This is a genomic window from Lactobacillus isalae (assembly GCF_947539375.1).
In the GTDB taxonomy this organism is placed as follows: Bacteria; Bacillota; Bacilli; order Lactobacillales; family Lactobacillaceae; genus Lactobacillus; species Lactobacillus isalae.
The window spans coordinates 1,644,119-1,658,635 of sequence record NZ_OX443569.1 but is presented as its reverse complement, the minus strand read 5'-3'; the positions used below and the strand labels follow the sequence as shown (position 1 = coordinate 1,658,635).

Annotated in this window: 14 protein-coding genes and 1 other annotated feature (1 of these 15 running past the window's edge); of the genes, 10 read left to right on the top strand and 4 right to left on the bottom strand. The window is 34.7% G+C overall.

Annotation, left to right across the window (positions count from 1 at the left end; genetic code table 11):
- Positions 1–21, bottom strand: a sequence feature (sodium ion sensor (DUF1646 type); this cis-regulatory element may regulate processes involved in with the transportation of sodium ions); it reaches 30 nt to the left of the window's first position.
- A gap of 65 nt (positions 22–86) precedes the next feature.
- Both QM512_RS08100 and cbpB read right to left on the bottom strand, forming a co-directional pair.
- Complete coding sequence (locus QM512_RS08100) at positions 87–1,964, bottom strand: heavy metal translocating P-type ATPase (protein WP_282805195.1); 1,878 nt, start codon at positions 1,962–1,964, stop codon at positions 87–89.
- Between the two features lie 63 nt (positions 1,965–2,027).
- Positions 2,028–2,531 (bottom strand): cyclic-di-AMP-binding protein CbpB, encoded by a 504-nt coding sequence (cbpB, locus tag QM512_RS08095; protein ID WP_282805194.1) that lies wholly within the window; start codon positions 2,529–2,531, stop codon positions 2,028–2,030.
- 751 nt (positions 2,532–3,282) lie between these two features.
- Here cbpB and QM512_RS08090 point away from each other — a divergent pair.
- The 8 genes from QM512_RS08090 (at position 3,283) to QM512_RS08055 (ending at position 10,291) form a co-directional block, all read left to right on the top strand.
- Positions 3,283–4,434: a YncE family protein gene (locus QM512_RS08090; protein ID WP_282805193.1), complete on the top strand. Its 1,152-nt coding sequence runs from the start codon at positions 3,283–3,285 to the stop codon at positions 4,432–4,434.
- A gap of 2 nt (positions 4,435–4,436) precedes the next feature.
- The gene (locus tag QM512_RS08085; RefSeq protein ID WP_282805192.1) at positions 4,437–4,727 is read left to right on the top strand and encodes a hypothetical protein; all 291 of its coding nucleotides are present in this window, start codon (positions 4,437–4,439) and stop codon (positions 4,725–4,727) included.
- Positions 4,728–4,861: 134 nt separating this feature from the next.
- Positions 4,862–5,020: a teichoic acid D-Ala incorporation-associated protein DltX gene (locus QM512_RS08080; protein ID WP_282805191.1), complete on the top strand. Its 159-nt coding sequence runs from the start codon at positions 4,862–4,864 to the stop codon at positions 5,018–5,020.
- Positions 5,021–5,040: 20 nt separating this feature from the next.
- Positions 5,041–6,549 (top strand): D-alanine--poly(phosphoribitol) ligase subunit DltA, encoded by a 1,509-nt coding sequence (dltA, locus tag QM512_RS08075; RefSeq protein WP_282805190.1) that lies wholly within the window; start codon positions 5,041–5,043, stop codon positions 6,547–6,549.
- A complete protein-coding gene (gene dltB / locus QM512_RS08070) occupies positions 6,546–7,769 on the top strand; it encodes a D-alanyl-lipoteichoic acid biosynthesis protein DltB (protein ID WP_282805189.1) in 1,224 nt (407 codons plus the stop codon). The genes dltA and dltB overlap by 4 nt, the downstream gene beginning before the upstream one ends.
- Positions 7,770–7,804: 35 nt before the next feature.
- The gene (gene dltC, locus QM512_RS08065; RefSeq protein WP_003648200.1) at positions 7,805–8,044 is read left to right on the top strand and encodes a D-alanine--poly(phosphoribitol) ligase subunit DltC; all 240 of its coding nucleotides are present in this window, start codon (positions 7,805–7,807) and stop codon (positions 8,042–8,044) included.
- Positions 8,037–9,338 (top strand): D-alanyl-lipoteichoic acid biosynthesis protein DltD, encoded by a 1,302-nt coding sequence (gene dltD, locus QM512_RS08060; RefSeq protein WP_282805188.1) that lies wholly within the window; start codon positions 8,037–8,039, stop codon positions 9,336–9,338. The genes dltC and dltD overlap by 8 nt, the downstream gene beginning before the upstream one ends.
- Positions 9,339–9,349: 11 nt before the next feature.
- Positions 9,350–10,291, top strand: coding sequence for a serine hydrolase domain-containing protein (locus QM512_RS08055; RefSeq protein WP_317133747.1), 942 nt, complete (start codon positions 9,350–9,352; stop codon positions 10,289–10,291).
- Between the two features lie 239 nt (positions 10,292–10,530).
- Here the strand turns inward: QM512_RS08055 and QM512_RS08050 are convergent, their stop codons facing one another.
- Both QM512_RS08050 and QM512_RS08045 read right to left on the bottom strand, forming a co-directional pair.
- A complete protein-coding gene (locus QM512_RS08050; protein WP_282805187.1) occupies positions 10,531–11,730 on the bottom strand; it encodes an MDR family MFS transporter in 1,200 nt (399 codons plus the stop codon).
- A gap of 113 nt (positions 11,731–11,843) precedes the next feature.
- Positions 11,844–12,080, bottom strand: a complete 237-nt coding sequence (locus tag QM512_RS08045) for a hypothetical protein (protein WP_282805186.1) — start codon at positions 12,078–12,080, stop codon at positions 11,844–11,846.
- 171 nt (positions 12,081–12,251) lie between these two features.
- Between QM512_RS08045 and QM512_RS08040 the strand changes: the two genes are divergently transcribed.
- The gene (locus QM512_RS08040; RefSeq protein WP_282805185.1) at positions 12,252–13,571 is read left to right on the top strand and encodes a PTS transporter subunit EIIC; all 1,320 of its coding nucleotides are present in this window, start codon (positions 12,252–12,254) and stop codon (positions 13,569–13,571) included.
- The gene (locus QM512_RS08035; RefSeq protein WP_282806461.1) at positions 13,561–14,475 is read left to right on the top strand and encodes an alpha/beta hydrolase; all 915 of its coding nucleotides are present in this window, start codon (positions 13,561–13,563) and stop codon (positions 14,473–14,475) included. The genes QM512_RS08040 and QM512_RS08035 overlap by 11 nt, the downstream gene beginning before the upstream one ends.
- Positions 14,476–14,517 lie beyond the last annotated feature (42 nt).

Sequence of the window (14,517 nt, the reverse complement as noted above, 5' to 3'; positions counted from 1 at the left end):
AGTTTTAAATAAACCCCAACCACTAATGAACATATTTAACTAAATTTAAGTTTAGCTAAAAATATTGTTGGTTGCAAACTAGTTTTTTATTTTTCAATTCCCGTTTGTTTAGGATTGGTTGGCTTAGTCTTAGCAAGAAGAGCAAGTAAGATAGTAATTAAGTCAACAACTTCTTGCAAGATTGCACCCCAGAAGGCTGGGATAATGCCAGTAAAGGCAATTAATTCAATTAAGATAACGATACAAATTGCAGTGATGATGTCGACATGGGCTACTTTCATAGTATGTTTAGAAATTGCAACAGCATCATTAACTTTAGAAATGTCATTAACCATAATAACGGCATCGGCACTTTCGCTAGCAGCGGTTGCTCCTTTAGCACCCATAGCAATACCAACATCAGCGGCCATTAAACTAGGTGCATCGTTAACACCATCCCCAACCATTGCAACTGGTCTTAGGTCAGGCTTAACGTCTCTAATAGCTTGAATCTTTTGGGCAGGAAGTAAATCAGCATGTACTTCGCTTTCTCTAATTCCAGCTTCTTTAGCAACTTTATCAGCTACAGATCTACGGTCACCAGTTAACATCATGATTTGCTTAACACCTTGACGGCGAAGACGGGCAATTGTTTCTGGCGTATTCTTTCTAATTTGATCTTGGAAAGTAATGTATCCAGCAAATTTATTGTCGATTGAAACAAAGACAGCCGTTGAATTAACAGTAATTTTTTCTTGATCGGGATCAACATAAGAAAGTTTACCAACTTTAACTAACTTACCATCAACGTTGCCGCTAACACCCTTAGCAGTAGCTTCTTTCAAGTTGGTAACTGGTTTAATTAAGTTTTTATCGGTGCTTTTTACTAATGAAGTGGCAATAACGTGACTGGATTGTTGTTCAACACTAGCAGCTAAGCTTTGTAGTTCTTCTTTTGAAATTGAGCTGCCTTTAGCTAAAATAACTTGGTCAATAACCAATTGGTTCTCAGTTAACGTACCGGTTTTATCAAAAGCAAAAGTTAAAGTTCGAGATAGCTTCTCAAGTGTAGTACCAGACTTAACGATAATGTGGCTACGTGACATTGAACTCATACCAGATACCATTGCAACTGGAGCAGCGATTAACAATGGACAAGGAGATGCAACAACCATAACTTGTGCAAAACGCAAGAAGTGCCCTTGCCAACCTAGTGCTGGATTAGTTACAGCGGAAGTGATCATAGCTGCAATACCAATAATTAAAGAAATAATGGTGAATGGTACAGCGTAACGGTCAGCCATCTTAACGAACTTAGCTGGTTTTGCTTCTGAAGACTTAACCAAGGCCACGATTGACTGATATTCAGAATCTTTAGCAGCTTTAGTAACTTTCATTTCTACGGCTGCATCCCCATTAATTGATCCTGACATTAAATCATCGCCGACTTTTTTATCTACTGGAACTGACTCACCAGTTAAAGACGATTGGTCAAAGCTAGAATTACCTTTAATGATTTCTCCATCTACTGGAACTTGGCTACCTGGCTTAATTAACACAATATCGCCAATTTTTAAGTCGTCAACCTTAACTTCTTCAATCTTGCCGTTAACTAACTTATCAGCGATTCTTGGTGAATTTTTCAATAAGGAACGTAATTCCTTGTCAGCTTGACTAGTAGCGTAATCTTCAAGTGAATCACCACCAGTAAGCATGATTAAGATCATCCAAGCTGCCCAGTAGTCTCCAACAACCATGGTTGAAACAACGGCAATAATTGCTAGGATATCTACACCCCAGCGCCCTGATTCAAGCGTATGAATCATTTCGCGTAGCATTGTGATTGCCATAAAAATTCCAAAGATATCAATTAAAATACCTGAAACGGGCCATGTACCAATTTTAGGCGCTCCGCAAAGAAAGTCTAAAATTGCTGCAATAACACCAATTCCAAGAATTGTAAAAAATTTCCATTGGTGTCTCATTAGCTTTCCCTCCAACTAATTTAACAATAATACTAAAACACTATTACTATACCACTTAATAGATTAAATTTTAGAAATTTGATTTTCTTTCTGAGGTCTGTCTTTTTCAGTAATATCATATTTTTCATCAATTGAATGGGTAACGTAATTAAAAGCCTTAATCCATTCTCTTCTCGTAAGCAATCCTTGAAAAATATTATTGTCATTTACAACTGGAATAAAAGTATTATCAACTAAAAGATGCAACTGTGTTTCAAGATTAGTATGTGCAAAGTTGATTGCTTCAAAGTTTGTCTGCATTACATCTTTAACTTTTAAGTCTGATAGTGGTTCGATAATGATATTATCAGGCGTTAACATCTTATCAGTGATCATCGATAAGCTAATTAAGCCGACCACTTTTTGATTCTTATCTAAAACTGGAATTTTTGAGTATTTCATTTTAGTAAGAATTAAAAATGCATGGTAGAGCGGATTTTCATCTTCTACAAATGCAATTCTAGAGGCAGGAATAATAAATGAACCTGCTTTTTCTTCAATCAAGGATTGAATTGATGGTGAGAACATAATAATCCTTCCTATACTAAATAGTGAATTCGTTAAATTATATTACTTTTTACTTCTATTATAAGAAAGTATCGTAAATAAACCCACAAAAAAATCCGCGCTGGGAAAGACGCGGATTTCAAAATATATAAGTATAGGATCAGTCACAGACTGATAAATGTATTCAATCTACTTGGAGGAGTAAGAATGAAAATAAAAAGTTGGATGTTAATGCTAATAGCGATGGGGTTTTGTTTCCCCGTTGCTATGGTTTATATATTAGACTGAAAATGTGAACAAATTGTGACGTTTTTTATTAAAAAAGTTAAATTTACTTAAGAAGTTGAAATGAATTTATAAACTTACGTCCCCAAGATTATTTCCTCGCTCATTTGGGAAACGTAGTTTTTCCCAGAGTTTCTATTCCCTAGCGGTAAAAGTAATATTGGAGCTGACCGGTTCCTTAATAATCCTCAATATAAGAAAACGACCTATGCTGGGAAGTGCACAGGTCGTTTCAAAGATAGATAATCAGCTCGAAGCTGATCTTGTTATTATTCAATCTACTTGGAGGAGTAAGAATGAAAATAAAAAGTTGGATGTTAATGCTAATAGCAATGAATTATTACTAATCCACTACTACAATTTATATATTATAGTACAAAATCGAAAGAAATATAAGATGTATGCCTATTTTTAATTTTCGGTAGTTGAAAGATGATTCAGGTATAATATCGAATTGAGAAAATTATTTATTAGGTAGGGAAAGCTAATGAAGAAATTTTTTAAGATTTTATTTAAACTCATCTTAATTCTGGCTATTATTGCTGGCGCTAGTTACGGCGGCTACTATGGATACCAGCAATATCAAAAACGAGAGCAGGCAAAAGCGTCTTTTACGTCTAGACCAGATGTAGAAAAGGCAAAGGATGGCACAAGCATTAGTCCTGGTCACCATAATCTGGCTTATTTTAAGAAGTTGCTAAATGAAAAATACCCTGATGTTTATGACGCAGCTTATGAAACACCTCGTGCGAGCAAAATAGGTAGTAGTGTTGTGATTCCTGGGCAGGTTGTAACGCCAAGCTATGATTTTAATAAAAAGAAAATCACAGATGCAGACTCAATGACTCCGCAAGGACTAACTGTAGCAGGGAAGTATTTACTGATTACTGCCTATGATTCAACTCATAATCATCGCTCAGTTATTTACTGCTTGGACAAAAAAACAGGTAAATATTTAAAGACTATTCAAGTTTCAGGGGCACCTCACTTAGGCGGTATTGCCTATGATCCAATTGCTAAAAATATTTGGGTAACAGGGAGTCAAGATGATTCCTCGGCCCTAATGTCCTTTTCATTAAAGAAACTAGCGAAATATAGTTATAATAAGAAAAAGCAACCGATTCAATATGATAATGTAATTACTTTGCCAACAATTGAACGAGCATCTTGTGTAACTTATTATGACAATCAACTATTTGTTGGTTTCTTTAATACTGATGGTCAAGGACAAATAGCAAGTTATCCAATTGCTCGTTCAGGCAGCTTTAAAGGGACAATCACTAGTGACCAAATTAAGGCAGTAACAGGACAAGTTTCTTGGGCGTTAGGATCAGGAAGTGCATCAATGGACCGGCAGATTCAGGGAATAGCTTTTTATCAAAACTGGATCATCTTGAGTCAGTCCTATGGAAGCAAGGATTCTAAGTTGTACTTTTTCCCAATTTCTGCTTTGAATTACTTAGATGAAAGCAATGCGGAAAAAGTTGTTATTATGCCACCATACTTAGAACAAATTTATGTTCAAAATGGGCAACTGCTGATGTTATTTGAATCAGGATCAAAAGCTTATGCACGCGATCAAATAATGATTGTTGATCGGATTTTATCGGCAAATATTAATGCCTTATTAGGGGGTTAAAAATGGTTAAAAAGATATCTTTTTGGGTACGCTTAGCAGGATGGAGCGGCTTGATTTCTGGTAGCAGCGTATTAATGCTATATCAGTTTTCCCACAGTAGCTTATTTTTAATAAACTTAATTACAATTGTTTTATTTTCAGCCTATGCTTTAGCAACAGCTAATGATAAAAAGTGGGAAAATCCAAATTGGCTGTTGAAAGTAATTTTATTAGTTTTAGTATTTGTTTCAATTTTGCCAACTATTTTCTTAGGAATTGGGTATTTTATTGAAAGAAAACGTAATCAACAATAGCGAACTATCCATAACTAGGGCTATTTTTGGTATAATTACTTCTGTTCATGCTATTTTCCTAAGAAATAGTAAAAACGTTAACCTATTTTATAACAATGTTGTAAAATTTAGAAAAAAGATTACGAGGTGTAAGCATGGCAGAAAATAAAGATAAGCAGAACGATACAAAGAAAAAGGAGATTGGCTTGTTTATTGCTAAAACTCTCTTTTACTTTGCAGTGCTTGTGGTGCTAGTTTACTTGTACTCATATAGTGGCATTGGAGCTGCAAAATTTATTTATAAAGATTTCTAGAACTGAAAGGGTCGCATTAAATGATTAAAGATGTAATCAAGACAATCGATCAAATTGCTACTAAAGATCCAAATCGGATCGCTTATGATTATCTTGGCGAAACTAATACCTATGGAGACCTAAAAGCTCGATCAGATGCATACGCAGCTAAGATCAGCGAATTAGATCTTCCTGAAAAAGCCCCAGTAATGATCTGGGGTGGTCAAACCTTTGAAATGATTGCTAGTTTTATTGGTGCTGTGAAAGCTGGACATGCTTATATTCCAATCGCTAGTTATTCTAATAGTGAACGTTTGTTAATGATTCAGGAAGTTTCTGAAGCTCCTTTGGTAATTGCTATTGATAAACTTCCTATTGAAATGGACAATATAAAGGTTTTAACTCCTGAAGAGGTTTCTGATGATCATGCAGAAATTGATCAGAGTAAGTTCGTGAGTGGGGATGATAATTTCTATATTATCTTTACTTCAGGTACTACTGGTAAACCTAAGGGTGTTCAAATTAGCCATGATAATTTGCTTAGCTTCGTAAATTGGGAATTAAATGACTTTTCACTTCCAGAACAACCTAGTTTCTTAGCCCAAGCTCCATATTCTTTTGATTTATCTGTGATGAGCTTATATCCTGCTTTAGCAGCAGGCGGTAAGTTGGTGGTATTACCTCATGATGTAACTGAGAACTTAGGCCAATTGTTTAAGACACTGCCGCAATTGAAGTTTAATGTCTGGGTTTCAACACCGTCATTTGTAGAAATGATCTTTTTAGATCCTACTTTTGATGCTAAGCATCATCCAGAATTAACTCATTTTCTATTCTGCGGCGAGGAATTAAGTCATAAGACAGCAAAAATGTTAAAGATGAAATTCCCAGATAGCCACATTTTTAACACCTATGGTCCTACTGAAACAACTGTTGCTGTTACGCAAGTAGAAATTACTGATGAAATCTTAAATAAATACGATCGTTTGCCGATTGGTGTTTCTAAAGAAGACACTAAGATTTCAATTGATACTTCAAAGGGTGAAGAAGATAACCAAGGTGAAGTTATTATTGAAGGACCAAGTGTTTCAAAGGGTTACTTAAATAATCCAGAAAAAACCGAGGCTGCTTTCTTTAAAGATAGTGACCATCAAAGTTATCGTACAGGAGACCTAGGATTTTTAGATGGCGATATGCTATTTTATCGCGGAAGAATTGATTTCCAAGTTAAGTTCAATGGTTACCGTATTGAGCTAGAAGAAATCAACTTCTACCTCGCTAAGAATCCATTAGTGCGTTACGGCGTTGTGGCACCTAAATACAATAAGGATCACAAGGTTCAACAGTTGGTTGCTGTAGTTGAATTAGCTGATGGAGTACGTGAAAAGTATAGCGATGCTGAATTGACTAAGAAACTACGCGAATCTTTAAGTCAAGATATTATGCCATACATGCTTCCTCAACGTTTTATCTACCGTGATGAAATGCCAATCTCACAAAACGGCAAGGTAGATATTAAACAGGTTATTAAGGAGGTAAATAACGCGTGATCAACATTCAACCATATAGTAATCCGCGTTACTTTGTTATTCTTTTTATTGCGCTCCTGCCATTAATTATTGGCTTATATCATGGTCGGCGCTTTAAAACATACGAAGCTTTCGTTTCGTTACTATTTTTATTTTTAATGTTTGATGGTAAGAATTGGATACAAGGGGTTCAGTTAATTGGATATATCATCTTCCAATTTTTGGTTACCTTTGCTTATCAAAAATACGTCAATTCGGGAAAGAATAAGACCTCTGTCTTTTGCTTAGCAGTTATCTTAGCAATTCTGCCGTTAGCAGCAGTCAAGATTGCACCATTAGTGCCAAATAAGACTGCTGACTTAATTGGATTTTTCGGAATTTCATATTTAACTTTTAAAACAGTTCAAGTTATTATGGAACTTCGCGATAAAACTATTAAAAAAGTTGATCCAATTACTTACGCAAGATTTTTACTTTTCTTCCCAACTCTTTCCTCTGGCCCTATTGATCGATACAGAAGATTTAAGGAAGACTATGATAAGGCTCCAGAAAGAGATAAGTATATTGAAAACTTAAAGTTTGGTACTAGATATATTTTCCAAGGATTTTTATACAAATTTATTATTGGATATGTATTTGGTACTTTGTGGTTACCGCAATTAGCCAAAGATGCTTTGTTTTATGGTCAAGCGAATGGTGGCTTACGTTTATCATGGGCTCTTCTTGGCTACATGTATTGCTACAGTATGTATTTATTCTTTGATTTTGCGGGGTATTCTTTATTTGCTGTAGGAACCTCATACTTCATGGGAATTAAGACACCTATGAACTTCAATAAACCATTTATTTCTCAAAATATTAAAGAGTTCTGGAATAGATGGCATATGACTTTGTCATTCTGGTTCCGTGATTTTATCTTTATGCGTTTTACTTTCTTTGCAATGAAACATAAATTGGTGAAGAATAGAATCAGATTATCGCAAATATCATATTTTGTAGATTTCTTAATTATGGGTTTCTGGCACGGGTTAACGTGGTACTATATCGTATATGGTATTTTCCATGCCACAGCAATTATCATTAATGACATTTGGTTAAGATTTAAGCGTAAGCACCGTAAACAGATTCCGCATAATAAGTTTACAAAGTGGTTCGCGATTTTCTTAACATTTAATGTTGTTTGTTTCAGTTTCCTAATTTTCTCAGGTTTCTTGAGTACATTATGGTTTGGCTGGAAGTAATTTATTAGTTTTGATTTGAAAGGATTTTCTTAATTATGGATACAAAACAAGCTGTTTTAGATATTTTAAACGAATTAACTGGTGAAGATTTAAGTGATCAAATGGATGAAAACATTTTTGAAAATGGTTTGTTAGATTCCATGGCAACTGTTCAAATGTTACTTGAATTACAAGATAAGTGTGGTGTTACTGCACCAGTTTCAGAATTTCACCGTGAAGATTGGGACACTCCAAACAAAATCATTGCAAAGGTAGAAAGCTTAAGAAATGAGTAATAAACGCAAACTGTGGCAGATTTTCGGCCCGGTTCTTTGTGCTTTCATTTTGCTAATTATCTTATTCTTGATTCCATGGCAAAATGGCGAAAAGTCAGATAATGCCTTATTTAAAGCTTCAGTTTCACAATCCCAGACAGTTTTTAAGGGACAATCGATTAAACAAGCTGCATTTGAAAAAAATTATGTTCCATTTTATGGTTCTAGTGAATTATCAAGAATGGATGCATTACACCCAAGTGTCTTAGCTTATAAATATAAGAGAAATTATCGACCTTTCTTACTAGGGGGACCGGGAAGTCAATCATTAACCCACTTTTTCACTATGCAAGAAACAGTAAATCAACTTTCTAACAAAAAGGCTGTATTTATTATTTCACCACAGTGGTTTACAAAGCAGGGACAAAACCCAGCCGCTTTCGGTATGTACTTCTCTCAGCTTCAAGCTGTTGATTGGATTTTAGACGCTAAAGACAGTGTGGCTACTCGCTATGCTGCAAGACGCCTATTAGACATGCCAGCTGGTACAGCAAGTGAAACAACGAAGTATGCCTTAATGACATTAGCTTCAGGTCAGAAATTATCTAAGTATCAGACTCTATATTTGAAAGCTAGACGCAGAGCGTTGGCTAACGAAGATAACTTCTTCTCTTCTTTAGGGATGACTAATAATATTCCAAAGATTCAAAAAGAAGCAGGTAAACTACCAGGTACTTATGCATATGATAACTTGCGTCAATTTGCTAATGAACAAGGTCAGCAAGGTACTACCAACAACAAATTTGGTATTTCCAATGGTTTCTTTGATAAGAAGTTAAACAACAAGCACTTAAAGAAGTTAAAGAATTCGCAAAAAGACTTTGACTATACTAAGTCGCCAGAATATGCTGACTTTGAATTAGTATTAAATGAATTAGCGCATGAACATGTAAATGTTTTATTCATTATTCCACCGGTTAATGAAAAGTGGGCTAAGTATACAGGCCTATCGCAAACAATGTATCAAGAGTGCGTTGCTAAGATTACCAAGCAGCTTACATCTCAAGGCTTTAATAATATTGCTGATCTATCAAAAGATGGTGGAAAGAAATTCTTCATGGAAGACACGATTCACCTTGGCTGGAATGGTTGGCTAAAAGTAGATCAATACGTTAAGCCATTTATGGAAGAAAAGAACCATCCAGTTAACTATAAGTTAAACAGCTATTACTTTACTAAAGCTTGGGGTAATAAGTCTGATGTAAAAATGCCAAGTACTAAAAGTACGGCTGCAACAGAAATAAAAAAAAACTAGCACAAGCCGGTATTACCGGTAATGTCTTAGCAATTAAGAATAATAAAGTAGTTCTTAATGAATCAACTGGCTATGCCAATATCAGTAAAAAGGTTCGAAATACGTCAAAGACAGCTTTCTTTATTAATTCTGTTAATAAAGTTTTTACCGGTACTTTAGTCTTAAAGCAAATTGAGCGTAAAAAACTCAGTCTTAACGATAAGTTATCAAAGTTTTATCCTGAAGTTCCACATGCTAATCAAATTACGATTGGACAGCTTTTAACAATGGAAGCTGGCTTACGTGGAAAGAATGAGTCAAGTTATGGAACTCCTGTCTTTAAAAATAATCAAGCAGGAATTAATTATGATATTAAACATAATGTGATTTTTGATAAACAACATTATAATCAGCGAGTTTATTCGTCGATTAATTACATTTTGCTATCGGGTATTTTAGAAAAGGTAACGCATCGTTCTTATGAAAGGCTTGTTAGGGATACTTATATCAAAAAATTAGGACTTTCTGCGACAGAATTTTATTGGGATATACCTAAGAATAAAAAAATTCATGTAGCAACGTCTTACACAAAGAACTCTCAGGGATACCTGGTTCCGCACTCGATTTCGGTAGATAAGGTGCACGGGGACTTAGGGGCTGGAAGTTTAGTAATGTCTAGTAAGGATCTTTATCGGGCTACTAGCGCTATTTTAAACGGTGAAATAATCAAGCCTTCTTCAGTAGCAACTGCGTATGCTCCTGCCGATCCTGCTAAATATAATGCTGGCTTTTATAATTTTCCTGATTTTCATTCTTCAAATGGGTCAGGAGATGGATATACGACCTATTATCGTATTTCAAACGATACAAGAGACGCATTAGTTGTTCAGTCTAATTATCCGGTTAAGGATTATTTTAAGGTGAGACAGCTCTGTAATGCGCTCATGGAAGATTTAATAAAATCAGATTCATAGAGATGGAAAACATACTTTCCATCTCTTTTTTGCTCTTTAAGCATTCTTAAAACCGGTTGTCTAAGAATGCTGGCTGTGCTAAGATTTACCTGTACCGTTGTAATGAAGTGCGTTTTCTACGGTAGCGAAAACGTTGCTTTTTATTTGGTCAGAATAGCGGTACCTAACACTGTGTGAGCCTGATTCCGATGTTGGTGGAATTAGGCTTTTTTTATAAAAATAGAAAAAATAAAAGATCGCTATTTAGCGATCTTTTTCTTGTTATAAGCATTAATTAGTGCAAATAGTAGGACTGAAATTAAAACTAAGATTGTACAAAAAATAAATAAGATCAAATATGAAAAATTATCAATTACTAAGGCTCCGATTAATGGTCCAAGAGCTCGTCCCGCAGAAGTAACGGACTGAACAATTCCTTGATATTTTCCCTTGTCCTTGTTGCTAGCACGGTCGTTAACAAATGTTGAAACAGCAGGAAAAGCAAGAATTTCTCCACATGTAAGTACGGCCATTGCTATAACAAAGTTGAAATAATGGGTTGCACCAATTAGTAATAAAAATGCTAAACCAAAGAGACTAAAACCAATATATAAACGTCCATGTAAGTGTTGGGTTAGCCAATCATCAAAGTAGGTTAGTAGTGGTTGAATCAAGACGATTAAGATGGCATTTAATGTCCAAAGTAGACTGTATAAACGAACACTCATATGTAAACTCAACATATAGGATGAAATATTTGAGTTCCATTGTTCATATGCAATCCATGCTGCTAATACGCAGATCAAGATAGAAAAGATAGCCTTTTTTGCTCCATAAGGAATTTTTTCTTCATGGACAGAATTAGCAGCTTTTTTATCTTTAGAAGCATGAGCTTGATTTAGACCACGATATTCAAGAAAAATTACGATACTCAAGAAAGCAAACATGATAAAGGCAAGCAAGAAAATATAGGTAATTCCGAAAGGTAAGATGAAGCCAACCATTAGTGATCCAAATACTAGGCCTAGATTTTGTGTAAAGTATAAAACATTAAACACATAGGAAGCGTTTCGGCTTCTAATAAGAGTAGCAATTGAATTTAGCCCCGTAACTACAATTCCGTTACCTAATCCTAGAGTGATTAGTAAGATAGGATAAGCAGGCCAGCCATGAAATAGGACAAGCAAAAAAGTAGAAAAAGTAGAAATGCTTACACCAGTTAAAAGAGTTTGGTAGGGGTGCCATTTATCAAACCAAAAACCACCTAAGGCATTCCCAACCATTGTAAAAGCTGAATTAATGAATAAAACAATTCCCGCTACTGTTAGTGTTTCATGAAGATAATTATGAATGTAAATAGTAGTCAGGGGCCAAATGAAGCTGACTCCAGTGTTAATTATTAATGAACCAGCAAATAGCCAAATTAACTTAATTGGATCTAATGCATGTTTTTTGAGCATGTTTTTCCTCCTTTAAATTAAAATTTATCGTAGAAAAATAAGCTGACATTTGTCAGCTTATTTTTAATACAGCTATCTTCATTTTGATCGAAAATAGTAATTTAGGCAATCCTTTAAGCGTCTCCGTTCATCCAGCTACTATTGAAGTTACGTAGAACTTCATCAGCTGGAAAGGCATCTTTACCAGTATGTTTGACTGCTTCATGAACCTGCTTTTGACTTAAATGGTCGCAGATATAATATTTAATTGCTTCGTTAATTACTACATCCCATTCTTTTTCAGAATGATCTAAATAGTAGCTTAACAGACGATCAGTTTCATCATTAATAGAAAAACTTCGTTTAGCCATGATTTTTCTCCCTTATTATCTTCTTTCTCATTATAGCATTTTCTTTCTTTAACCAGGGACTATGGAAACTTTGCTAGACTTAAATTGTTTTTATTTTTTTAAAATCATAGGTTTCTTTTGTTTTTTAATTTAAACTAGAGAATAGATTATTAAAGCTGAGGACTATGAAATATGGAAAGAATAATTTTTAATACTGTTGTTCGACTGCGAAGATTAGCATTTTTTAGGGTGGCTGATCGTACTTTGATGATGTTAATGCCACTAGCAGTTGTTGGAAGTATTTTTCAATTTTTGTGGCAGAGCGTTTTTTCACCGACAAGTTTAATATCAAATATTTTTTACTTTGATAAGTGGCTACCAGACCAGATCTTTAATGCTGCATGGTATTCTTGCCAAGGTGTCACTAGCGTGATATTTGGGACGTTTGGTATTTTTACAGCTTATTTTTCAGCCCAATACACGGCTAGACTATACCAGAAAGATGCCCAGATGGCTGGTGTTTCAGGAATGCTAGCCTTACTTTTGTGTGCATATCGTTTTAGGGATGTTAGAGACTTTCAATTGTCATTTAACTGGCGATTTTTAAATATTAATAGTTTCTTGTTTGCCCTTTTAATTGGCTTTGGGACAGGCTTGATTTTTAGATTTCTGGGTGTTGAATATCACCATCAACATGCAGAAAGTGCACAAAGTATTAAAAAGAGAGCTTTTAATTCATTTCGTCCTATGCTTGCAACGTGGGTAATTGGATTAATAATTGGTATTGTATCTAGTTTAGTTCATGTGCGAGTTGTTGCCAGTAACTTTTATCAATTTTTCCAAAACCAGGGCCAAAACAACTTAAATTTAGGTGTGTTTATTCCTCTGCTCCTTTTAGCCCTTCTTTTAAATTGGCTGGGAGTTGGTCAACCATTAGCTTCGCTAACTGCGGGAAGTGATAGTGCAACTAACGTAGCTAATATGAATTACGCTTTAACTCATGGCTCAAGTTGGAATGTACCTAATCCTTATGTTGGTAACTCCTTATATCAATCGTATGGGAAGTTTGGTGGTAGTGGCTTAACGCTAGTCTTATTGATAGGTGTTTTGATTTTTATTAAGAAAAATAGCATTGCTCGAGTAGCACGTTGGAGTTTTATACCTACTCTATTTGGCTCAAATCAGGGAGCCTTCATTGGAATTCCGATTATGCTGAATCCATTATTTCTGTTTCCATATGTAGTTTTACCTGTCATTAACATGCTTTTAGCAGCAAGTATGATTGCAATCCATTTAGTTCCGGCTTCAGCTTATAATGTGTTATCAGGTACGCCTGGTCCACTAGTTGCCTTTATTGCTACTAACGGAACTTGGCAGGCTTTAGTCTTTTCGATGCTGTTATTTGCTTTTGATATTTTACTTTATTTGCCAATTGTGAAAATGGCGAAAGATGTTCAAGATGAAATTGATTTGCTAAATGATGAGGAAGCAGGTTATGAATATGTTAAGTAAAAAAATAATCTCGAAAAATCGCCTGCTTTTGCTAGGTACTTTTATATTTTTAATTATTTTAGCTATACCTACTTTCTTTTGGATTAAAAATGCTAACCGTGATTTGGCTGAAAGAAGAAAATCACAAATGTCGCCTGTAATTATGATTCCGGGCTCTAGTGCAACGACAGAGCGATTCAATGAATTAGTTAGTTTACTGAATAAAGATACTTATAAGAAGCATAGTTTATTGAAAATTCAAGTAAAGAAAGATGGAGCCCTAAAATATAGCGGTAAAATTAATCGTAACGATAATGAGCCTTTTATTGTAGTCGGTTTTGAAAATAATCATGATGGCTATGCCAATATTAAAAAGCAAGCTGGTTGGTTTGATGAAGCTTTTGCTCAAATTAGTCAACAATATAAATTTAATAATTTTAAGGCATTTGGGCACTCAAATGGTGGCTTAATTTGGACGTACTGGTTAGAAAATTACTATGCAGATTATAGTGATGAAATAGAAATAAAGAAGCTAATGACTTTAGGTACACCGTATAATTTTAATGAGAGCAATATTGGCCACAAGACTGAAATGCTGACTGATTTTATTAAAAATCGAAAGAAAATACCTGATAATTTAGATGTATATTCAATTTCTGGTGGGGAAAATTATGAATCTGATGGCCTAGTACCAGAAAGTAGTGTGGCGGCCGGGAAGTATATTTTTCAAAATCAGGTAAAACATTATACAACAATGACAGTCACTGGTGCTGATGCACAACATTCATCGTTACCTCAAAATAAGCAAGTAGTGCAACTAATTGAACAATATCTGCTTGCAAATAATAATGGAGATAAGGCACCAAGAAGTGGGCAAAAACCAAAAGAGGGACGTAAAAAGCAAAATAAAAAGTTAAATAATTAAAAATTGGAAAAATAATAAAAATAAATAATTTATAGATAAATC

Coding starts and splice junctions, on each gene's coding strand:
- QM512_RS08100 (WP_282805195.1), bottom strand. CDS start 1,964: ATGAGACACCAATGGAAATTTTTTACAATTCTTGGAATTGGTGTTATT.
- cbpB (WP_282805194.1), bottom strand. CDS start 2,531: ATGTTCTCACCATCAATTCAATCCTTGATTGAAGAAAAAGCAGGTTCA.
- QM512_RS08090 (WP_282805193.1), top strand. CDS start 3,283: ATGAAGAAATTTTTTAAGATTTTATTTAAACTCATCTTAATTCTGGCT.
- QM512_RS08085 (WP_282805192.1), top strand. CDS start 4,437: ATGGTTAAAAAGATATCTTTTTGGGTACGCTTAGCAGGATGGAGCGGC.
- QM512_RS08080 (WP_282805191.1), top strand. CDS start 4,862: ATGGCAGAAAATAAAGATAAGCAGAACGATACAAAGAAAAAGGAGATT.
- dltA (WP_282805190.1), top strand. CDS start 5,041: ATGATTAAAGATGTAATCAAGACAATCGATCAAATTGCTACTAAAGAT.
- dltC (WP_003648200.1), top strand. CDS start 7,805: ATGGATACAAAACAAGCTGTTTTAGATATTTTAAACGAATTAACTGGT.
- dltD (WP_282805188.1), top strand. CDS start 8,037: ATGAGTAATAAACGCAAACTGTGGCAGATTTTCGGCCCGGTTCTTTGT.
- QM512_RS08050 (WP_282805187.1), bottom strand. CDS start 11,730: ATGCTCAAAAAACATGCATTAGATCCAATTAAGTTAATTTGGCTATTT.
- QM512_RS08045 (WP_282805186.1), bottom strand. CDS start 12,080: ATGGCTAAACGAAGTTTTTCTATTAATGATGAAACTGATCGTCTGTTA.
- QM512_RS08040 (WP_282805185.1), top strand. CDS start 12,252: ATGGAAAGAATAATTTTTAATACTGTTGTTCGACTGCGAAGATTAGCA.
- QM512_RS08035 (WP_282806461.1), top strand. CDS start 13,561: ATGTTAAGTAAAAAAATAATCTCGAAAAATCGCCTGCTTTTGCTAGGT.